Source organism: Reyranella soli (assembly GCF_007992495.1).
GTDB lineage: Bacteria > Pseudomonadota > Alphaproteobacteria > Reyranellales > Reyranellaceae > Reyranella > Reyranella soli.
On record NZ_BKAJ01000094.1, the window covers coordinates 14,766 to 34,627 of the forward strand.

The following is a 19,862-nucleotide window of genomic DNA, read 5'->3' on the forward strand; positions in this document are numbered from 1 at the left end:
CCCGTACGGAGTTGATGGAATGGAGCCGATCTACCGCGTCGATGGCGCGACCGCCGATACCAGCGCCTTCGCCGGTGGGCCGTGGGATCCCAAGCTGCAGCACGGTGCGGCGCCCTCCTCGCTGATCTGCTGGGCGGTCGAGCGCCTGCCGGCGCCCGCGCCGATGCGCGTGGCGCGGCTCACCGTCGACCTGATGCGGCCGGTGCCGGTGGCGCCGCTCACCATCGAGACCGAGCTGCTGCGCGAGGGCCGCAAGATCCAGCTCGTGTCGGTGAAGCTGCTGGCCAACGGCACAGAAGTGGTGCGCGCCACGGTGCTGCGCGTGCGGCGGCTGGAGCAGGTGCTGCCGGTCGAGGCGCCGTGGCCGCCGATCGACATCAAGAGTCCCGAGGACAGCCACGATCCGACGGAGAGCGGCCTGTCGCATACGCCCTTCCTGTCGGGGCTGGAGATGCGAGTGGCCAAGGGCTCGTTCCGCACGCCTGGCCCGGCGGCAGTGTGGTATCGCGCGACGCGGCCGATCGTCGACGGCGCGCCCTTGTCGCCCCTGATGCGCGCGGCCATCGCCGCCGATTTCTGCAACGGCACGTCGGCCGTGCTCGACTTCACCAAATGGACCTTCATCAACGGCGACCTCACGCTCAGCCTGGCGCGCGAGCCGGTGGGTGAATGGGTCCTGTTGGACGCCGAGACCTGGGCCGGACCCGATTCGATCGGCATCGCCGCCGCGCGACTGGCCGACCGCGACGGCTATTTCGGCCGCGCCGTGCAGAGCGTGCTGTTCGAGAAACGCTGAAGGAGGTTGCCATGCTGGTCGTGCTCGCCGAGGCAAGGTTCGATGCGTCACAGATGGACAAGGTGCGTGCCGTGGCGCGGCCGATGATCGAGGCATCGCGCGCCGAGGCCGGCTGTGGGGGCTACGACTATGCCGTCGACATGCTCGAGCCCGACCTGATGCGCGTGCGCGAGCTGTGGCATGACGAGCAGGCGCTGAAAGATCACTTCGCCACGCCGCACATGGCGGCGTTCCTGAAGGGCCTGCGCGAGCTCAGGCCGGTGTCGGTGACGGTGAAGTGCTACGAGCTCGGCCCCGAACGAAAGATGCCTTCTTCGTCATCCTGAGCGAAGCGAAGGATCTCATGCTGGTAGCAAGCGGCGATGAGGTCCTTCGCTACGCTCAGGACGACAGCTTTACCCTCGCTTCCAGGTCGTGCCCTTGGGCCCGTCCTCGAGGATCACGCCCTTGGCCTTGAGGTCGTCGCGGATGCGGTCGGACTCCTTGAAGTCCTTCGCCTTGCGCGCGGCCTGACGGGCCGTGATCGCCGCCTCGATCTCGGCGTCGGTCGGGCCGGACGAGCCGGCCGGCGTCCAGCGGAACCATGCCTCGGCGTCCTGCTGCAGCAGGCCGAGCGCGTTCGCACCGGCGCGCAGCTCGGCGGGATCGCCGAGTTGATGGATGGCGCTGATCGCAAGCGGCGTGTTGATGTCGTCGGACAGGGCATCCTCGACCGATTGCGGCACGGCCGGCGCCGCCTGCACATCCTTGCCGCGCAGCGCGCCGTACCAGCGATCGAGGGTGGCCTTGGCCTGGACCAAGCCCTCGTGCGTGAAGTCGAGCGGCTGGCGATAGTGCGCCGACAGCAGCAGCAGGCGGATCACCTCGCCGGGATACTGGTCCAACAGCTCGTGCACGGTGAAGAAGTTGCCGAGCGACTTGCTCATCTTCTCGCCGGAGATGTTCAGGAAGCCGTTGTGCATCCAGTACGTCGCCATGATGCCGTGACCGAAGGCACAGCGGCTCTGCGCGATCTCGTTCTCGTGGTGCGGGAAGATGAGGTCGAGGCCGCCGGCATGGATGTCGAAGGTCTCGCCTAAAAGCTTGCCGCTCATGGCCGAGCACTCGATGTGCCAGCCCGGCCGGCCGCGGCCCCACGGACTGTCCCAGCCCGGCTGCTGCGGCGTCGACGGCTTCCACAGCACGAAGTCGGCGGGATCCTTCTTGTAGGGCGCCACGTCGACGCGAGCGCCCGCCACCAGCTCGTCGCGAGTATGGCGCGACAGGCGGCCGTACTCGCTCATGCTCGGCACGCTGAACAGCACATGGCCCTCGGCGGCATAGGCATGGCCCCGGGCGATCAGTCGTTCGATCATGTCGATCATCGGCTCGACGTACTCGGTCGCCCGCGGCTCGAAGTCGGGGGCGAGCGCCCCCAGCCGGCGCATGTCGCTCTTGTAGGCGTCGCCGGTGCGCGTGGTCAGCGCCTCGATACTTTCCTTGTTGTCGGCCGCGCGCACCATGATGCGGTCGTCGATGTCGGTGATGTTGCGCACGTAGGTGACGCGCGGATAGCGCCGCTTCAACAGGCGATAGAGCACGTCGAAGGCCACGACGGGCCGCGCATTGCCGATATGAACGTAGTCGTAGACCGTCGGGCCGCAGACATACATCCGCACATGCCCTGCATCGATGGGTGCGAAAGGTTCTTTTTCGCGCGACAGCGTGTTGTAGATGACGAGGGACATGGTCCCTACTCCCCGATCAAGTTTGTACGAAGCCTAAATGCACCCGCCCCTCATGAAGGGATGGGCCCAGACTTCAGATACATCGCGCAGATACCGCGCCGGGGAATAGAAACAGCGACATTACGGTAGCTTATCCGACCCGTTCTTTCTGTGCAAATGCGCGCCAATGGAAGCGTTTTTCGTATCCACAGCTCTCGTTGCCGTCGCCGAGATCGGCGACAAGACGCAGCTCCTCGCCCTGATGCTGGCCGCACGGTACCGCAGGCCGGTGCCGATCATCCTCGGCATCCTCTGCGCCACGTTGGCCAACCACGCGCTCGCCGCCTGGATCGGCGCTGCGGTCGCGGCCTGGGTCGGGCCCGACACGATGCGCTGGGTGCTGGCCGCCACCTTCATCGTCATGGCGGGCTGGTGCCTGATCCCCGACAAGGCCGACGAGGGCCCGCAGGCGCCGCGCAAGGCCGGCGCCTTCCTCGCAACCTTGGTCGCCTTCTTCCTGGTCGAGATCGGCGACAAGACGCAGATCGCCACGGTGGCGCTGGCCGCCCGCTTTCAGTCGCTGGCCGTCGTCACCCTCGGCACCACCTTCGGCATGCTGATCGCCAACGCGCCGGTCGTGCTGTTCGGAGATGCCATCGCCAAGCGCCTGCCACTCCACATCGTGCGCATCGTCGCGGCGCTGCTGTTCGTGGCGTTGGGTGTGGCCGCGATCCTTATGCCTGCTGCCCGCTGAGTCGCGCCGCCACCTTGGTGCGGCGGATCAGCGGCAGGAGCTTCGCCATCTCCGGCCGATCTCGCGCGGTGAGGGCGAGCCTGAGCGGATGGAACAGCGCCCGCCCCTTGCGCTGAGTCGCCGCTGAGACCGCCGCGGTCCACTCCTTCCACGTCGTCTCGCCCCACGGCTCGGGCGGCAGGCGCGACGCGGCCTCGCCGAGGAAGCTCGGGTCCTCGAGCACCGGCGCCAGCGGGCCATCGACGATCTCGGCCCAGGTCTGCGCTCGATCGCGGCTTCGTACTCGGGCTTGCTGCGCTGCAGGTCGGCGTCGTCGAGGCGCAGGATGAAGGTGCCGCCGTGGCGCCGCGCAGAGAGCCAATTGAACAGCGCCGTACGCACGTTCCCCACGTGCAGAAGCCCGGTCGGGCTGGGCGCAAAACGGACAACGGGATGTGAGGCCATGCGGGCCGACTCGTGGCGAGGGGGCGTTGGCGGGTCAAGCGGCCTCGGCTAGTGTCCGGGCCGGGAGAACAGGGAAAAACGGAACAAGCCGTATCAGGGAGGAAACAAGAAATGAAACGTCGCCATCTGTTGGCCGTGGGCGCGGGCGCGCTTGCGGCGCCGTCGCTCGCGCGCGCGCAGGACAAGTACCCCGAGCGCACCGTGCGACTGGTCGTGCCGTTCGCGCCGGCCGGCCCGACCGACATCATCGGCCGCATGGTCGCCGACAAGATGACCCCGGTGATCGGCCAGACGATGATCGTCGAGAACAAGGCGGGCGGCGCCGGCGTCATCGGCGCCAACGAGATCAAGACCGCCAAGCCCGACGGCTACAACCTGCTGTTCGCGACGTCGTCGACCCACGCCATCCTGCCGACGGCGATGACCAAGGTGCCGTACGATCCGATCAAGGACTTCACGCCGATCTCGTCGGTCTGCGTCAATCCGCTGGTGCTGGTCGTGCATCCGTCGATGCCGGACACTGTCCAGGGCCTGGTCGAGCTGATGAAGAAGAACCCGGGCAAGTACTCCTACGCGACGTCGGGCACCGGCAGCATCCTTCACCTCACCTCCGAGTACTTCAAACGCGAGGTTGGCGGCATGGACGTCGTGCACGTGCCCTATCGCGGCTCCGGCCCGGCGATCCAGGACCTGCTTCCCGGCAACGTCGCGTGGATGTTCGAGACCTTCAGCACGATGCTGCAGCATCACAAGGCCGGGAAGGTGCGCATCCTGGCCTTCGCCCACCAGAAGCGCGCGGCGATCGCGCCGGAGATCCCGACCATGATCGAGGCCGGCGTGCCGGGCTTCGAGGCCTATACCTTCAACCTGTTCCTCGGGCCGGCCGGGACGCCGAAGAACGTCGTCGACACGCTCGACCAGGCCACGCGCAAGGTCATGGCCGATCCCGCCACCATCAAGTTCCTGGAGGACATCGCGGCCGTCCCGACGCCCGACACCACGCCCGAGCGCACGGCCAAGTTCATCCAGGGCGAGCTCAACAAATGGGCGCCGGTGATCAAGGCCGCGGGCATCAAGCTGGAGTAGCGCTGGGGGCGTCTTCTGGGAGCGCAGACCTCCAGGTCCGCATCATGATCATGAGCGGACCTGGAGGTCCGCGCTCCGGCAAGAGCATGAGCGGGCCGGACCTGCCTGCGCGAAGCCGAAGCGGCTTCGCTTCGGCGAAGGCAGGGGCCCGCGCTCCCAAATCAGCGATAGCCCGGCGGCGGCGGCACGTTGCCGGGCGACGGCGTGATCGGCGCCTGCTGCGGCATTTGGCTGGGCGTCGGCAGGTTGGACGGGTTGGGCATCGCCGTGATGTCGCTGGTCGAGGCGACGCGGCCCGGCGCCACCGCACCGGTGGTGCTGATGTAGTAGCCGGCGACGGCGTTGGAACTCTCGCCCTCGGTCTTCGCCGGCACGTCGATCAAGCCGATGCGTTCGCCGTCCTGGTTGACGCGGTAGCCCTGGTTGTCGAGCTTGTAGTCGGCGTTGTCGACCCGGACCCCACCCGCCTCCGTGCGATACGAAGCCGGCTGTTGGACGTCGACATAGTCAGGCCGCGGCAGCGGATTACATCCTGCAATCGCCAGTCCCAGCGTTGCCGCCATCACCCATCTCGCAGCCATCGCGCCCCCTAACTTAGGGTTGGGTCGACTGCGGGCTAATAATGTTACCGCGGGCGTCGACCCGGTTCCCCTGGCCATCATACCGGAAACCGTACTCGTCGCGGAAGGCCTGAACGCCGGCCGGCGGGGTTGTTGCAGCCGGCACCACGGTGGTCGTCGAGACCGGCGCCGTGGTCGTATAGACGGTCGTCCCGGGGCTCGGCGAGTAGTAGGTCGTGGTCGCGGCCACCGGGGCCGGCGCCGTTGAATAGGTGGTCACCGTCGCCTCCTGGCGGTAACGGCGGGCGTCGATCTCGCGGCCGACGCAGCGGTCGTAGCTCATGGAGCCGCGCGACAGGCCGTAGGACGAGCAGGCCATCTGGGCGTCGCTGGCCAGGTTCGCCTGGCTGTAGGCCATCGAGGCGCGGCCGCGGGCACGGGCATCCGCTTCCAGCCGCACGCAGCGATCGTACGACGCCGTGCCCGGGGTGAAGCCGTAATCCACGCAGGCCTGTTGCGAGCTGTTGGCCACGACCACAGTGCCGGCCGGCACAACCACCGCCGCAGGCGGTGGGGCGGTCGCGGTGGTCGTACTGGAATAGCCGCAGGCGGCGGCCGACAGGCCGATCGCAGCCACGGCCATGAGCTTGATTGGCGTCATCGCACCCTCCTCGGGGAAAATCGCTCCCGTGGAACGTGACGAGACATGTGAGGTTGCAGGGACCGTGCCTAATTCAGGCGGCTTTCTTCAGCATGCTGTCGCGCAGTTCACGGCGCAGGATCTTGCCGACATTGGTCTTGGGCAGCTCGTCACGGAACTCGATGTACTTGGGCCGCTTGTAGCCGGTGAACTGCTGGGCGCACCACGCCTGCAGCGCATCCTTGGTGAGTGCTGCATCCTTTTTCACCACGAACAGCATGACGGCCTCGCCCGAGCCTGCGTCGGGCACGCCGATGGCCGCACACTCCAGCACGCCGGGATGGCTTGCCACCACGCCTTCGATCTCGTTGGGGAAGACCTTGAAGCCCGAGACCACGATCATGTCCTTCTTGCGATCCACGATCTTGATGTAGCCGCGCACATCCATCGCGCCGACGTCGCCCGACTTGAAGAAGCCGTCGGGCGTCATGACCAGCGCCGTCTCGTCGGGGCGCTGCCAGTAGCCTTGCATGACCTGCGGACCTTTGATCGCGATCTCGCCGGCCTCGCCCAACGCTACCTCCTTGCCGTGGTCGTCGAGGATCTTGATCTCGACGTTGGGCAGCGGCAGGCCGATCGTGCCGGTGTATTCCTCGGAGTCCGTGGGATTGCAGGTGACGCCGGCCGAGGTTTCGCTGAGGCCGTAGCCCTCGACGATGGGGCAGCCGGTGATGGCGAGCCATTTCTTCGCCACCGCCTCCTGCACCGCCATGCCGCCGCCGTTGGAGATGGCGAGCTGCGAGAAGTCGAGCTTGGCGAAGTCGGGTTGGTTGGCGAGGCCGTTGAACAGCGTGTTCACGCCCGGGAAGATGTTGATCTTGTACTTGGCGAGCTCGGCGATCGTGCCCTTCATGTCGCGCGGGTTGGGGATCAGGATGTTGAGCGCCCCGGTCCGCATGCCCAGCAGGCCGCAGGCGATGAAGGCGAAGACGTGATAGAGCGGCAGGGCGCAGACGATGGTGAACTGGCCGGTGAGGTTCTTGCGCTTGAGCCCCGGCTGCATCCACGCTTCCGATGCCAGCAGGTTGGCGACGATGGTGTGATGGAGCAGCGTGGCACCCTTGGCGATGCCGGTGGTGCCGCCGGTGTATTGCAGCACCGCCACGTCGCCCGGTCCGATGTCGGGACGCGCGAAGGCCATCGAACGGCCGGCCGATAAGGCGTCATTGAATTTGGTGTGACCGGGCAGCGAGAAGGCCGGCACCATCTTGCGCATGGTGCGCACGACGAAGTTCACGATCAGGCCCTTGGGGAAGCCCAGAAGGTCGCCCATCGAAGCGACGACGATGTGCTTCACGGCGGTGCCGTCCAGCGCCTTCTGCAAGGTGCTGGCGAAATTCTCCAGCACGATCACGGCCTCGGCGCCGGAGTCCTTCAGCTGGTGCGCGAGCTCGCGCGCGGTGTAGAGCGGATTGACGTTGACGGCGATCAGGCCGGCGCGCAGCACGGCGGCCAGCGCCACCGGATACTGCAGCACGTTGGGCATCATGATCGCCACGCGCGTGCCCTTCCGCAGGCCCTTGTCCTGCAGCCATGACGCCAGCGCCAGGGACAGCGTGTCGACGTCGCCGAAGGTGATGGCCTTGTCCATGCAGACATAGGCGCGCTGGTCGCGAAACCTGGTGAAGCTCTCCTCGAGCAGCGCCACGACGCTGGGATAGACCGACGGATCGATATCCGACGGCACTCCTGGCGGATAGCTTTTCAACCAGAACCGATCCATGCGTTTCCCCGCAACTGTTGAGCCCACTATAGCCATGTCCGACTGCGAGCGCTTTCACGTCATCACCGGCGGTCCGGGATCGGGCAAGACCAGCCTGATCGACGGCCTGGCGCGCGCCGGTTACGCGCGCACCGTCGAGGCCGGCCGCGCCATCATCCAGGACCAGCTCGCGATCGACGGCCCCGCCCTGCCATGGCGCGATCCATCGGCCTTTGCCGAATTGATGCTGAGCTGGGAATTGCGGTCCTATCGCATGGCCGAGGCGATGAGCGGTCCGGTCTTCTTCGACCGCGGCGTGACCGAACTTGTAGGCTACCTGACGCTCGTCTGCCGTCCGGTGCCGGCGCACATCGCGCGAGCGGCCGAGCGCTTCCGCTACAATCGTCGCGTCTTCGTCGCGCCGCCCTGGCCTGCGATCTATACCCAGGGCGCCGAGCGCAAGCAGACGCCCGAGGAAGCGGTGCGCACCTACGAGGCCGTCGTCGCCGCCTATTCGACGTGTGGTTACGAGGTCGTGAGTCTGCCGCTGGTGTCCGTCGAAGAGCGCGTGCGATTCGTCCTCGACACGATCGGCGCATGAAAAAGGCCCGTCCTTGCGGACGGGCCTTGATCGAACCGAAGGTGACGTCTTAGGCGGCCTTGGTGAACTTCTCGATGCGCTCCTGCACGGGGCGGACGGCGTCGTCCGCGACCTTGCGGGCGAAGGCGCCGAGGTCCTGGGCCTGCGCGATGCGGGTCTCGAGGCGGCCGCGCCAGTACTTGGCACTGATGTCGAAGGCCTCGACCGGCGACTTGGCCGACAGGAAGTCGCGCCAGGCGGCGAAGCCGGCATCGGCGTCTTCCTTGGCGACCTCGAGCATCTTCAGGCTGGCCTTGGTGGCGCCGTCACGCGCCTGCACGAACTGGGTGTTCAGCTCGGCCGAAGCGGTCTGGGCGGCCTTGCTCATCTGCTCAAAGCCCTCGGCGGCCTTGCGCACGCCGATCTGGGCGAACTCGCGGACGCGCTCGTTGGCGGCCTTGGTGGTCTCGGTGGCGTGCTCGATGACGTTGTCGAGCGGGGTGCTGGTGGTCATGGATAGATTCCTCAGATGGGTTGTGCTTGGAAAACTGTTGCTCGGTGACGGAGCGTATATGGGAGGCCAATGGTGCATTGCAACATAAATTGTTGCGATGCGAGAAGAAATGTCAAAAATCCATATATTTCAATTGATTAGACTACCAATCCGGGGGACTAATTGGGCCAACGAACGTGAGATGCAACGGGAGGTTCGCCATGGAACAGCAGCAGCTGTCGGGCATCGACGCGTCATTCCTTTACCTGGAGACGCCCGAGACGCCCATGCACGTGGCGGGGCTGACCTACTTCGAATTGCCGCCGGGGTTCGAGGGCAGTTTCTATCAGCACTTCCGCCGCTTCTTCGAAAGCCGGCTGCACACGATCCCGATCTTCTCCAAGCGGCTCGCGCCCTCGCTCTATGATCTCGACCATCCCGGCTGGGTCGACGCCGACGATCTCGACCTCGACTACCATCTGCGCGAGACGGCCCTGCCCTCGCCCGGTACCGAGGAACAACTCGAGGAGGTGATCGGCCGCCTGCACGCCAACACGCTCGATCGCAGCCGGCCGCTCTGGCAGTTCTACGTCATCACCGGCCTGGAGAATGGCCAGGGCGTGCTCTACTCCAAGGTCCACCACGCCGCGATCGATGGCGGCGCCGGCATGGCGATCAACAAGGCGCTCTATGATGTCACGGCGACGCCGCGCGAGGTGCCGCCGGCGGCGCCGAAAGCGGCCTCTACGAACGCCGCACCCAGCTCACCCACGGCCGTCGATCCGGTGAAGGGCATCTCCGACATCATGGGCAACATGATGCGCCAGCAGCTGCGCATGTGGCAGACGGCGTCGGAGATCGGCACCGCCATGACCAACGCCTTCCTGGCCAAGCCCGGCGAGGCCGGGCCCAAGGCGTTGGCGACCTTGCAGAGCATGGTCAACCAGCTGCCGACGCTCAACGCGCCCAAGACTCCGTTCAACGCCACCATCACGCGCGAGCGCAGCTACGCCGCGCGCACCGTGTCGCTCTCCGACGCCAAGGCGATCGCCAAGGCAAGCGGCACCAAGCTCAACGACGTCGTGATGGCGATCTGCGCCGGCGCGTTGCGTCGCTATCTGCAGGAGAAGGGTGAACTACCCGACAAGCCGTTGATCGCCGGCGTGCCGATCAGCCTGCGCGATCCCGGCGATACGCGGCAGAACAACCAGGTCTCGGGCATGCTGTGCTCGATCGCCACCGACATCGCCGATCCGGTGGAGCGGTTGAAGGCGATCCTGAAGTCGTCGTCGGAGTCCAAGCAGATCGCCGGAACGTTCCGCGACGCCGTCCCGCAGGACTTCGCCTTCGTCGGCGCGCCGATCCTGCTGCAGCTCATCATGCTGGTCTATGGCCGCAGCGGTCTCGCCGACAAGCTGCCCATGCCGATGAACGTCACGATCTCCAACGTGCCCGGCCCGCCGATGCCGCTCTACTGCGCGGGAGCAAAAGTGACGGCGTTGCACCCAGTGTCGATCCCCGCGCATGGCGCCGCGCTCAACATCACGGTGCAGAGCTACATGGATGCGCTGAACTTCGGCCTGACCGCCGACCGTCGGGCGGTTCCCGATGTCGGCAAGCTCGGTGACTATCTGGTGGATGCGGCAAACGAGCTGAAGAAAGCCGTTGTGCCCAATTGAAACCCTTTTGTCGCATTACGATATGTGAGACTCTTGCAGGAACGATGAAGGAGTCCCGATGACGGTTGCCCAGGCGTTGCGTCCTCCCTCTCGAACGCTGCTGCTGCTGGAAGGCCGCGCCGTTCAGGAACTGGGCGCGTTCATGCTCTTGCGGCCGTGGTTGGCCGCGGCGCCGCGCGGCGACGGGCATCCGGTGCTGGTGTTCCCCGGGCTGCTGGCGAGCGATTTGTCGACGCAGCCGTTGCGCGGGTTCCTGAAGCAGCATGGCTATGCGGCGCATGGCTGGAAGCAGGGCCGCAATCTCGGCCTGCGGCCCGGTGTCGAGGGCGACATGCTGGATCGCATAGAAGAGCTCTACGAGCGTCACGGCCGGCGCAAGATCAGCCTGGTCGGCTGGAGTCTCGGCGGCATCTACGCCCGCCAGCTCGCCAAGCGCGTGCCCGAGAAGGTGCGGTCGGTGATCAGTCTGGGCAGCCCCTTCACGGGCAGCCCGCGGGCGACCAATGCCTGGAAGGTCTACGAGTTCGCCTCGGGCCAGAAGGTCGACGATCGCGACCGCCACATCGCGGGGCCGCTGTCGGATCCGCCGCCGGTGCCGACGACCTCGGTCTTCAGCCGCACCGACGGCATCTGCGCCTGGCAGACCTGCCTCAACGAGGAAGGCCCGCAGGTCGAGAACATCGAGGTCTACGGCAGCCACTGCGGCCTCGGCCATCATCCCGCCGCGGTGTACGCCGTCGCCGATCGTCTGGCTCAGCCCGAAGGCCGGTGGATGAAGTTCGACCGCTCAGGCTGGAAGAGCCTGGTCTATCCGGACTGGCGGCGTAGCTGAGGCACAGCGAGCCGGCACGCACCCTGTCACCCCGAGCGTAGCGAGGGGCCTTTAGGCCACAGGAAAGGTCCCTCGCTACGCTCGGGATGACAGCGTTGGCTTGATCGACGTCGTGCGTCGCTAGCTCTTCTTCTCAACGCTCGCCTTGATCTCCTCGTAGGATTCCTTCATCCGCGCCTGGACGATCTGGAAGGCTTCGCTGCTCGACTTCTGAACCAGCTCGGCAATGTCGCGCGTGTTGGCGATGGCGGCTTCCATCGCCTTCTTCGCGAACTCGGTCTGCTTGGCCATGATCTCCTGCGGGCTGCCACCGGGCTTGTATTCCTTGGCCATCTCGGTGACGTCCTTGACCGCCGCCTCGAAGATCGCGCGCTGCTTGTTGGCGATCTCGGTGGCGCCGCTCGCCATCGCCTGCCAGGAGCGCGTCATGGCGTCGAGGTTCTTCTGGTGATGCTGCATGATCTTGCTGACGTCGACCTGCGGCAGCTTCAGCTGCTCGCCCAGGTTCTTGAACATGTCGGTGAAGTTCTGGGGTGCTTGGGCCATGCGAACCTCCTTGGGGATCAGGGCAGGAGCTTCAACCCCTGCTCCAGCGCGTGCAAGGCCAAACCGGCTAGGCCGCCGATCATGGCACCGTTGAAGCGGATGTATTGCAGGTCGCGCCCGACCGTGAGCTCGATGCGGCCGATCAGCATGTCGATGTCCCAGGACTTCACCTGATCGGCGATGAAGCGGCCGACGCCGCTCTTCTGGCTTTGCACGAAGTCGGCAAGAACCCGCACCATGCCGCGGTTGATCTCGGCGCGGATCGCCGGGTCGCGCGCGAGCTGGCCGCCGATGTCGACCAGCATGGCTTCGAGCTGGCGGCGCACCTGGCTGTCGGACGCCTTGGCATCCTGCTCGAGGAAGCTTCGGAGGCTGTCCCAGGCGCCCTCGGCGACGGTGACGATCTCCGGCCGCGCCAGCATGTCACGCTTCAGGCTCTCGGCGCGGCGGGCAAAGGCCGCCGAACTGCGCAGACGATCGATGAAGTTCGTCACGAAACTGTCGAATTCGACACGCAGCGGGTGCTTGGCATCGGCTCGCGCATCCTGGATGAAGGCGCTGGTCGAGGCGACGATCTTGCGCAGCAGATAGGCATCGGCGCGGTAGAGGTTGAACAGCGCCGGCAGCTCCTTGCGGATCTTCTCGCGCAATGCCTCCAGCGTCTCCTCGTTGGTCAGCACCTTCTCGAGCGCGGCCAGTAGCTCGTCGAGCAGACGCTGGTGGCGGCCCTTCTCGGTGACGGCACTCAGCAGCCCCGCAGCCAGAGGCGCGAGCTCGATCCGCTCCAGCTCGGTCATGATCCGCTTGCCGATGAAGTCTTTCAGGCCCGATTGCTCGATGGCACCCAGCGATTGCGGCAGCAGGCGCAGCACGAAGCCCGCCAGCGCGGAGCTGCGCTCGCGATCCGACAGCCAGTCGGCCACCAGGGCGGCGAAATCGACCTCGCGCAGGCGCGCCTCGACCGGCTCGGGCGCCAGGAAGTTGGTCTCGATGAACTCGCCCAGCGTGTCGGCAATGCGCAGGTGATTGCGCGGGATGATGGCCGTGTGCGGGATCGGCAGGCCGAGCGGGCGGCGGAACAGCGCGACGATGGCGTACCAGTCGGCCAGGCCGCCGACTGTCGCCGCCGCGGCAAAGGCCGCGACGTAGCCCCAGGCCCAGTGCCTCGGCTCGAAATGGCGCGCCACGATGAACAGCGCTGCCGTGAACACCAGCAGCGCGGTCGCCGCGAGTTTTATGCGGCGCAGGTCGCGGGCGCGTTCCTGGTCGCGGTTCAGCTGCTCGCCCACACGTCCAGCACGTAGCGATTGTCGGTCGCCAGCCGGGCGACGAAGGCCTCGTCGTACATCGCGACCAGCGTCCGCTTGACGTCGGGCTCCATGCGCCCGCCGTCGCCGCAGACATAGACGATGGCGCCCTGGTCGATCAGGGCGCGCACACGGTCGGCCTGTTGGTTCAGCAGATCCTGCACGTAGGTCTTCTGCCCATCATGGCGCGAGAAGGCGACATGCAGGTCAACGATACCGGCCGCGGCCTGTTCCTTGAGCTCGTCGGCATAGATGAAGTCGTGCTCGGGATGGCGGCAGCCGAAGAACAGCATCGCCGGCCCCAAGGTTCGACCCTGCTCCTTGAGCGCGGCCCGCTCGCGCAGGAACCCGCGGAACGGCGCCAGGCCCGTGCCCGGCCCGATCATGACGATGGGCGCCGCCGGATCGACAGGCAGGCGGAAGCCGACCTTGGTCTCCTTCACGAAAGCCTGCACCGTGGCGCCGCCGGCCTGGCGCAGCAGATGGTTGGAGCAGACGCCATGATAGACGCCGTTGCCGGAGCGCGCCGGCCCTTCGACCACCGCCACGGTGACCGCGCAACGGTTGCCGTCGGCCATGGGTGAGGACGATATCGAATAGTAGCGCGGCGCCATCAGTGGCAGCATTTCCAGGAACGCCGCGAACGGCAGCTCGCAGGCCGGATGCTCCTCCAGGAGATCGAGCACGGACTTCCGCTTGCCTAGAATCTCGGCGCGGAAGCGTTCCTCGTCGAGCAATGCCTCGAGCTTTGGCCGGGTAAAAGGACAGCGCGTGTGCTGCGCCATGGTCTGGATCTGCTTGCGCGTCGCCGGATGCTGCAGTTCGACGAAGTCCGACAAGAGGCGGTGGACGGCAATCGCCTCGCCGACTGGCAGATTGGCGCGCCGGCCTTCGGCTGCTTCCAGCATGACATGCGCGCCGGGCGCGAAGGCGAAGCGGCGCAACGCGCGCTCGACCAGGGCGGCGGCGTTCTGCGGCACGATGCTGAGATGGTCACCGGCGCGGTAGCTGACGCCGTCGGGCAGCAGCACATCGATGTGCCGCGTGCTGCGGCCGGAAGCGTCGGGCTTCTGCAGTTCGCGATTGGCGAGCACGCGCATGGGCAGCGCGCCGGTGCCGCCGATGATGGGATTGACCGGCGGCTTGTCGACCGCCTGCACCTGGTAGAGCGGCTCCTGTGCGGCTCCGGTGTCGGTTTCGAGGGTGACGCCGAGCTTTTCCGCCAGCGCCGGGAGCAGCGGATCGTTCCAGGCCTGGAAATGGCCGTCGAGGTCTTCCTTGGCGTCGCCTTCGCCGCGGACATAGATCCGCTCGGCGCCCTTGGCGGCCAGAAGCTCGTCGATCTGGCGCGGGATCGCCTGGTAGGTCGAGGCCCAGTCGCGGTTGCCGCAGCCGAACACGGTGTAGCGCACGCCCGCCAGCGAGCCCGGTGCCGCATCGCGCAGGCCCTTGAGGAAGGCGCCGGCATTGTCCGGCGGCCCGCCATTGTAGGAAGCACAGACGATGGCCACGGCGCCGTCGGTCGGCAGCTTGCCCGCGTGATCGTCGAGGCCAGCCAGCGTGGTTTCGAAGCCTTGCGCCTCGCCCGCGTCGGCAATCGAGCGCGCCAGCTCCTCGGCGGTGCCCATGTTCGACCCGAACAGGACGGTGAGCTTCGTGCCGTGGCTCTTGGCGGCTTTCTTCTTGGGCGCCGCCTTCTTGAGCGCCGGCCGTGCGGCCACGCTCACGCCCGACCCGCGCACGACGTCGGGCCGCAGCTTCACGCGCATCATCAGGCCTTCCGGCTTGATGGTGAGCGATTCCTTGATCTTCAGCTGATAGCGCGTGTGGTCGACCAGGCGGAAGCGCTGCAGGATCAAGCCCAGCACCAGGGTCGCCTCGGTCATGGCGAACTGCCGGCCGATGCAGGCGCGTTGACCGTTACCGAACGGCTTGAAGGCATGCGCCGGCATCTTGGCCTCGCGCTCGGGCGCGAAGTTCTCGGGATCGAAGACTTCCGCCCGCGGGCCCCACACCGACTGATCGCGATGCAGCATCGCCGTCAGCACGGTGACGAAGGTGCGTTTGCGCAGCTTGTATTTCCCGCCGATCGTCTCGTTCTGGTACGGGTAGAGTCCGAAGGCCGGTGCGGTCGGCCACAGACGCAGCGCCTCCTTCAGGATCTGGCCGATATAGACGAGCTGGTTGACCTGCTGCGCCGTGGGCTTGGCGTTGACGTCGCGGCCCAGCACGCGGTCGACCTCCTCATAGGCCTTCTGGATCACGTGCGGGTTGTTCAGCAGGAAATAGATGGCGAAGGACAGCATCCCGCTCGTGGTCTCATGGCCCGCGATCAGGAAGGTGTTCATCTGATAGCGGATATTGACGTCGTCCAGCCGCTCGCCGCTCTGCTTGTCCATGCCGCTCAGCATGAAGCCGAGAAGATCCGGCTTGCCCTGATCGCCCCCATCTCCCAAACCAGCCGGCACCTCGCGCCGCTCGCGGATGATGCGGTCGGCGATGCCGTTCATGAAGCCGACATCCTGCTCGAGCTTCTTGCGGCTCTTGCGCTGGGTGATGTCCTCGAGCGGCAGGCCGCGCATCTTCATCACGGCTTCGAGCGCGCGGACCAGCGATTCGACGTAGGGATGGTTGTCGCTGCGATAGAACGAGTTGAAGCGGTAGTTGAAGCCGCAGAGGCCGATCGTGTCGAGCGTGAGCGCGGTCATGTCGCGCACCACGTCGATCTCCTCGTCGGCGTTCAGCCGCTCCCACTTGGTCACGAGCTGGTCGGCGATGTCGAGCATGCCCTCGTGATAGGTCTGCATCATGCGGTGCGCGAAGGTCGGCAGCAGGATGTTGTGTGCCTTCTGCCAGTTGGGCTCCTGGGTCTCGGCCGTGAACAGCCCATCGCCGCCCAGCATGCGCACGCGGCGCAGCGAGCCACGCACCGCCTTGTCGAAGCGCTTCTCGTCACACAGCTCGGCCACCAGGTCGGCGCCGGACACCACGACCAGGGGCGTGCCCATCATGTCGAGCCAGAAGATCGGCCCCTGCTCGCGGCTGATCCGCATCAGGTCCTGGATCGGCGCATCGCCGTCGACGGTGAGCATGTTGCCCAGCACCGGCGTGCGCGGCGGATGGGGAATCGGATGCAGCTTGTTACGCGCCATTGTCCGGTCAGTCCTCCCAGTCTTGCCGGCCATATTGCCCCGCCGCGTTGCGAGGCGAAACACTCCCGTTGGCATTCTGGCGTATAGTTCGCCGTCGCATCCTGCAGGAGGAAACAGTGAAGGTCGGATTCATCGGCGTCGGCAACATGGGCGGCCCCATGTGCCGCAATATCGTCAAGCGCAGTAACCACCAGGTGACGGTGTTCGACCTGAACGCGGCCGCCGTGAAGACCTGCACCGATCTCGGCGCCACCGCCGCCAAGTCGATCGCCGAGGTGACCAAGGGCGCCGACGTGGTCATGACCTCGCTGCCCATGCCCAAGGACGTCGAGGCCGTGACCCTGGGCGACAACGGCATTCTAGCCACGATCAACAAGGGTCAGACCTACATCGACCTCAGCACCAATGCGCCGTCGATGGTGAAGAAGATCGGCGCCGCCATGGCGGCCAAGGGCATCGCCATGCTCGACGCGCCGGTGAGCGGCGGCACGGTCGGCGCCGAGGCCGCGACCATCGCCATCATGGTCGGCGGCGACAAGAAGGTGTTCGACGACGCCCTGCCCGTGCTGCAGTCGTTCAGCGCCAACGTGATCCACATGGGCGAGCTCGGCACCGGCACGGTGGCCAAGCTGGTCAACAACATGCTGGCCTTCTGCAACGCCGCCGCCGCGGCCGAGGGACTGATGCTGGGCGTCACGGCCGGCCTCGATCCCAAGAAGCTGATCCAGGTCGTGTCCAGCTCCAGCGGCAACTCCAATGCCTTCAAGAGCCTGTCCGAGCGGTCTCTGAGCGGCGACTTCAAGGCGAGCTTCGCCCTCGACCTCGCCTACAAGGACCTGCATCTCGCCCTCGAACTCGGCGATGAGCTCGGCGTGCCGCTGCCGCAGGGTTCCTCGACCCACAACCTACAGCGCCTGGCGCGCGGCATGAAGCTCGGCTCGAGCGACAGCTCATCGATCCTCCGGGTCTACGAGACCGCGCTGGGGCGTACGGTCAAGCCGTGATCGAGGTCGCCCTCGAACGCTCGCGCGGTTCGGTCCTCGACCGGATCGCGCAGGCGTTCCGGCAGAGGGACCCCTATTACGATGCGCGTTGGATGCCGCTGAACGCCCGGCGAAAGGGCCTGAACGACATCCTCTCCGCGCTGCTGAAGAAGGGCCATCCGATGGAGTGCGCTCTCCAGCACTTCAACGAGGCCAAGTGGCTGATCAACTACACCGACGATTGGACTCGCGCCTCTGCGGCGCTGGACGAGTGCGAAACGAGCCTCCAGGACGTCGACCAGCCGCGCATCAAGCAGGGCGCCGACGGCTCCTGGGGACCCTGCTGCCACGAATGGTATCGCAAGCTCGAGCCGACCATCGATGCCCTGCAGGAAAGGGAAGCAGCGACCGATCACCTGGAACCCCTGGCCTTCATGAGCTTCCTCCAGAAGCCGGCGAACGTCGTCGGGCTGCTCCGGGCCCTCAGCATCAGCGACATCGTCGCGACCGGACGCAATCTGCGCGACGAGCAGAATGCGCTGCTGACGGCGCTCGGGCAGCTCATCTTCAAGAACGGACTGCGCAAGCTGCTGCTCTGCCGGCCAGAGCACCTGAAGTTCACGGTCTCGCCGGAACTCGAGGAGACGTTCACCGACTACCTCTGGGGCCTCCAGCAGAAGCGGACCGGCTACTGGGGCCCGTCCTACAAGTTCGATGACGGCATCATGACCGTGCCGGACCTCTCGTTCACTTTCCATATCGTCCACTACTACATGGACAACACGACCAGGGTCGCGCCCAACCTCGACAAGATGGTGGCGACCACACTCGCCATGAAGCACGAGATCTATCCGAACGGCTGGCTCGAAAAGGACGGCAGCTTCTCCGACCACAACAACTATGACGTCGTGACCCTGTTCGACTGCGGCTGGAAGGCCGCGTCGTGGAAGCAGCGCGAGGTGATTCGGCACGAAATACAGGCCCTGCTCGACTGGTGCCTCACCCGATCGCTGCAGGATGATCACTTCGGCAAGGAAACGACAATCGACGGCTATTACTATGGCGTCCGCTTCCTCGACCGCATCGGCTTCTGGGACAAGGCCAAGCGTTTCTGGCTGAGTGACGACATTTCCCTGCCCAACGGGTGCCCGACTCCGGAGAAGATCCGCGAACGGCTGCTGGAGGGCTTCAAGACCGTCGACGATGGCTCGGAATACTGTGAGACCATCGCCCAGATCCTGACCGGCCAGCCGCCGGTACCCGACGCCTGCGGGCGGACCTGACGCGGCCATGAGCAAGGGCATCCTGCTGGCGCGCCGTTCGCTCGGCGCCCTGCTCGGGATACCGCTCGCCTTCACCCCCGTGCGCTCGTCCGACCTGTGGTCGGCCTTGCGCAGCCCTGGCCATTTCGCCTTGATCCGTCACGCCGCCGCCCCCGGCACGCTCGACCCATCGGGCTTCAGGCTCGACGACTGCTCGACCCAACGCAATCTGTCGGACGGCGGCCGCGCGCAGGCGATCCGCATGGGCGATCTTTTCCGCGCCAACGGCATCACGGCCGCCCGTATCTATTCCAGCGAATGGTGCCGCTGTCTCGATACGGCAACGCTCATGAAACTGGGCGATGTCAGCCAGCAACCACTGCTCAACTACTTCGGCCGCGATCCGGATCGCACTCTGAGGCAGCTCGCTGACCTGCGGGTCTGGATCACCGGGCTCAAGCTTGCGCAACCGACGCTGCTGATGACGCATCAGCTTGTGATCGCGACCGTGGCCCAGGGGCCGGCCGACGACGGCGAGATTGTCGTGGTGCGCCGCGACGCCGGAGGCAAGCTCACCGTGCAGGGATGCCAGCCGACCGCCTGATCAGGCGAGATGGCGCTCGATCAATGGCGCGATCTCGGCCGCGTGGGTCTGTGCCAGATCGTGATCCCCACCCCGGACGACGTGCAGACGTGCGCCGGAGATACGCTGTTCGAGATGCCGGCCGACGGCGACGGGGCTGATCGGATCGGCGTCACCCCACAGCAGCAGTGTCGGCGCGGCGATCTGCTCAACCGGCAGCAAGGCCGCCGCCCGCGACTCGGTGATCCAGGGCATGGCGTGCGGAAAGGACTTGCGATAGCTCTCGCGCCAGTCCGACGCGCCCAGTCCTGCCATGTCGATGCCCGCGGACGTTACCGTCAGCACCAATCGGCGCACGTTCCGTGGCTGCTCGATCGCGAGCCGCGTGGCGATGCCGCCGCCCATGGATTGAGCCACCAGGTCGACCGGACCGTCCATCTTCGCGGCGACCATGCGCACCAGATCGTCGATTCCTTTGATGGCAGGATCGTGCGGCTGATCGCCGAGACCGGGCCAGCCGAAGTATTCCTTCGACCAATCGGCCGGCAGCAGCGCGCCGACCGGCTTCCAGAAATCCGGCGATGCCCCGGCGCCGGGAAGGAACAGGATCTTGGCCATGGCCACCCCAATACCTCACCCTGAGGAGGACGCGAAGCGGCCGTCTCGAAGGGTGGGCACCAACGATACTGTAGCCCGC

The 19,862-nt window shown here is 66.3% G+C and carries 20 protein-coding genes and 1 pseudogene; 10 read left to right on the forward strand and 11 right to left on the reverse strand.

Going from position 1 to position 19,862, the window contains the following annotated elements; translation table 11 throughout:
- Positions 1 to 19 precede the first annotated feature (19 nt).
- Both RSO01_RS26255 and RSO01_RS26260 read left to right on the forward strand, forming a co-directional pair.
- Complete coding sequence (locus RSO01_RS26255; protein ID WP_147153020.1) at positions 20 to 796, forward strand: thioesterase family protein; 777 nt, start codon at positions 20 to 22, stop codon at positions 794 to 796.
- Between the two features lie 11 nt (positions 797 to 807).
- On the forward strand, positions 808 to 1,122 hold the full coding sequence (locus tag RSO01_RS26260; RefSeq protein WP_147153022.1) for a putative quinol monooxygenase: 315 nt from the start codon (positions 808 to 810) through the stop codon (positions 1,120 to 1,122).
- 69 nt (positions 1,123 to 1,191) lie between these two features.
- Here the strand turns inward: RSO01_RS26260 and cysS are convergent, their stop codons facing one another.
- On the reverse strand, positions 1,192 to 2,523 hold the full coding sequence (cysS, locus tag RSO01_RS26265) for a cysteine--tRNA ligase (RefSeq protein ID WP_147153024.1): 1,332 nt from the start codon (positions 2,521 to 2,523) through the stop codon (positions 1,192 to 1,194).
- Positions 2,524 to 2,689: 166 nt separating this feature from the next.
- Here cysS and RSO01_RS26270 point away from each other — a divergent pair, with 166 nt between their 5' ends.
- Positions 2,690 to 3,256, forward strand: a complete 567-nt coding sequence (locus RSO01_RS26270; RefSeq protein WP_147153027.1) for a TMEM165/GDT1 family protein — start codon at positions 2,690 to 2,692, stop codon at positions 3,254 to 3,256.
- On the opposite strand, the gene RSO01_RS47540 is transcribed toward RSO01_RS26270, so the two are convergent.
- Together RSO01_RS47540 and RSO01_RS26275 are read right to left on the reverse strand one after the other, a co-directional pair.
- A complete protein-coding gene (locus tag RSO01_RS47540; RefSeq protein WP_170303368.1) occupies positions 3,237 to 3,479 on the reverse strand; it encodes a hypothetical protein in 243 nt (80 codons plus the stop codon). The two genes, RSO01_RS26270 and RSO01_RS47540, sit on opposite strands and share 20 nt — an antisense overlap.
- A gap of 44 nt (positions 3,480 to 3,523) precedes the next feature.
- Positions 3,524 to 3,700 (reverse strand): annotated as a pseudogene (locus RSO01_RS26275) (glutamate--tRNA ligase family protein); the annotation flags it as partial.
- Positions 3,701 to 3,811: 111 nt separating this feature from the next.
- Here RSO01_RS26275 and RSO01_RS26280 point away from each other — a divergent pair.
- Positions 3,812 to 4,786, forward strand: a complete 975-nt coding sequence (locus tag RSO01_RS26280; RefSeq protein WP_147153029.1) for a Bug family tripartite tricarboxylate transporter substrate binding protein — start codon at positions 3,812 to 3,814, stop codon at positions 4,784 to 4,786.
- Between the two features lie 161 nt (positions 4,787 to 4,947).
- On the opposite strand, the gene RSO01_RS26285 is transcribed toward RSO01_RS26280, so the two are convergent.
- The 3 genes from RSO01_RS26285 to RSO01_RS26295 form a co-directional block, all read right to left on the reverse strand.
- Complete coding sequence (locus RSO01_RS26285; protein ID WP_147153031.1) at positions 4,948 to 5,367, reverse strand: hypothetical protein; 420 nt, start codon at positions 5,365 to 5,367, stop codon at positions 4,948 to 4,950.
- Between the two features lie 13 nt (positions 5,368 to 5,380).
- Complete coding sequence (locus RSO01_RS26290; protein ID WP_147153033.1) at positions 5,381 to 6,007, reverse strand: hypothetical protein; 627 nt, start codon at positions 6,005 to 6,007, stop codon at positions 5,381 to 5,383.
- Positions 6,008 to 6,080: 73 nt separating this feature from the next.
- Positions 6,081 to 7,769, reverse strand: a complete 1,689-nt coding sequence (locus RSO01_RS26295; protein WP_147153035.1) for a long-chain-fatty-acid--CoA ligase — start codon at positions 7,767 to 7,769, stop codon at positions 6,081 to 6,083.
- Between the two features lie 34 nt (positions 7,770 to 7,803).
- Here RSO01_RS26295 and RSO01_RS26300 point away from each other — a divergent pair, with 34 nt between their 5' ends.
- On the forward strand, positions 7,804 to 8,349 hold the full coding sequence (locus RSO01_RS26300) for an AAA family ATPase (protein ID WP_218037463.1): 546 nt from the start codon (positions 7,804 to 7,806) through the stop codon (positions 8,347 to 8,349).
- A gap of 49 nt (positions 8,350 to 8,398) precedes the next feature.
- Here RSO01_RS26300 and RSO01_RS26305 read toward each other — a convergent pair whose 3' ends face one another.
- Positions 8,399 to 8,842, reverse strand: coding sequence for a phasin family protein (locus RSO01_RS26305; RefSeq protein WP_170303372.1), 444 nt, complete (start codon positions 8,840 to 8,842; stop codon positions 8,399 to 8,401).
- A 200-nt stretch (positions 8,843 to 9,042) separates the two neighbouring features.
- Here RSO01_RS26305 and RSO01_RS26310 point away from each other — a divergent pair, with 200 nt between their 5' ends.
- Together RSO01_RS26310 and RSO01_RS26315 are read left to right on the forward strand one after the other, a co-directional pair.
- On the forward strand, positions 9,043 to 10,500 hold the full coding sequence (locus RSO01_RS26310) for a WS/DGAT/MGAT family O-acyltransferase (RefSeq protein ID WP_147153041.1): 1,458 nt from the start codon (positions 9,043 to 9,045) through the stop codon (positions 10,498 to 10,500).
- A 58-nt stretch (positions 10,501 to 10,558) separates the two neighbouring features.
- Positions 10,559 to 11,332, forward strand: coding sequence for an esterase/lipase family protein (locus RSO01_RS26315; RefSeq protein ID WP_147153044.1), 774 nt, complete (start codon positions 10,559 to 10,561; stop codon positions 11,330 to 11,332).
- Positions 11,333 to 11,452: 120 nt separating this feature from the next.
- On the opposite strand, the gene RSO01_RS26320 is transcribed toward RSO01_RS26315, so the two are convergent.
- The 3 genes from RSO01_RS26320 to RSO01_RS26330 are packed head-to-tail and all read right to left on the reverse strand — an operon-like array spanning position 11,453 to position 16,337.
- Positions 11,453 to 11,878 carry a phasin family protein gene (locus RSO01_RS26320; RefSeq protein ID WP_147153046.1) on the reverse strand — a complete coding sequence of 142 codons (426 nt, stop codon included), beginning with the start codon at positions 11,876 to 11,878 and terminating at the stop codon, positions 11,453 to 11,455.
- 17 nt (positions 11,879 to 11,895) lie between these two features.
- Positions 11,896 to 13,167 carry a DUF445 domain-containing protein gene (locus RSO01_RS26325; protein ID WP_147153047.1) on the reverse strand — a complete coding sequence of 424 codons (1,272 nt, stop codon included), beginning with the start codon at positions 13,165 to 13,167 and terminating at the stop codon, positions 11,896 to 11,898.
- On the reverse strand, positions 13,152 to 16,337 hold the full coding sequence (locus RSO01_RS26330) for a bifunctional cytochrome P450/NADPH--P450 reductase (RefSeq protein ID WP_147153049.1): 3,186 nt from the start codon (positions 16,335 to 16,337) through the stop codon (positions 13,152 to 13,154). The genes RSO01_RS26325 and RSO01_RS26330 overlap by 16 nt, the downstream gene beginning before the upstream one ends.
- Before the next feature lie 116 nt (positions 16,338 to 16,453).
- On the opposite strand from RSO01_RS26330, the gene RSO01_RS26335 reads away from it, so the two are divergent.
- Genes RSO01_RS26335 through RSO01_RS26345 form a run of 3 tightly spaced genes read left to right on the forward strand, consistent with a single transcriptional unit; the run spans position 16,454 to position 19,186 of the window.
- A complete protein-coding gene (locus RSO01_RS26335; protein WP_147153051.1) occupies positions 16,454 to 17,341 on the forward strand; it encodes an NAD(P)-dependent oxidoreductase in 888 nt (295 codons plus the stop codon).
- The gene (locus tag RSO01_RS26340) at positions 17,338 to 18,603 is read left to right on the forward strand and encodes a hypothetical protein (protein ID WP_147153054.1); all 1,266 of its coding nucleotides are present in this window, start codon (positions 17,338 to 17,340) and stop codon (positions 18,601 to 18,603) included. Before RSO01_RS26335 ends, RSO01_RS26340 begins: the two co-directional genes overlap by 4 nt.
- 7 nt (positions 18,604 to 18,610) lie before the next feature.
- Positions 18,611 to 19,186: a histidine phosphatase family protein gene (locus tag RSO01_RS26345; RefSeq protein WP_147153056.1), complete on the forward strand. Its 576-nt coding sequence runs from the start codon at positions 18,611 to 18,613 to the stop codon at positions 19,184 to 19,186.
- On the opposite strand, the gene RSO01_RS26350 is transcribed toward RSO01_RS26345, so the two are convergent.
- Entirely contained in the window at positions 19,187 to 19,783 is a 597-nt protein-coding gene (locus tag RSO01_RS26350; RefSeq protein WP_147153058.1) for an alpha/beta fold hydrolase, read from the reverse strand.
- Positions 19,784 to 19,862 lie beyond the last annotated feature (79 nt).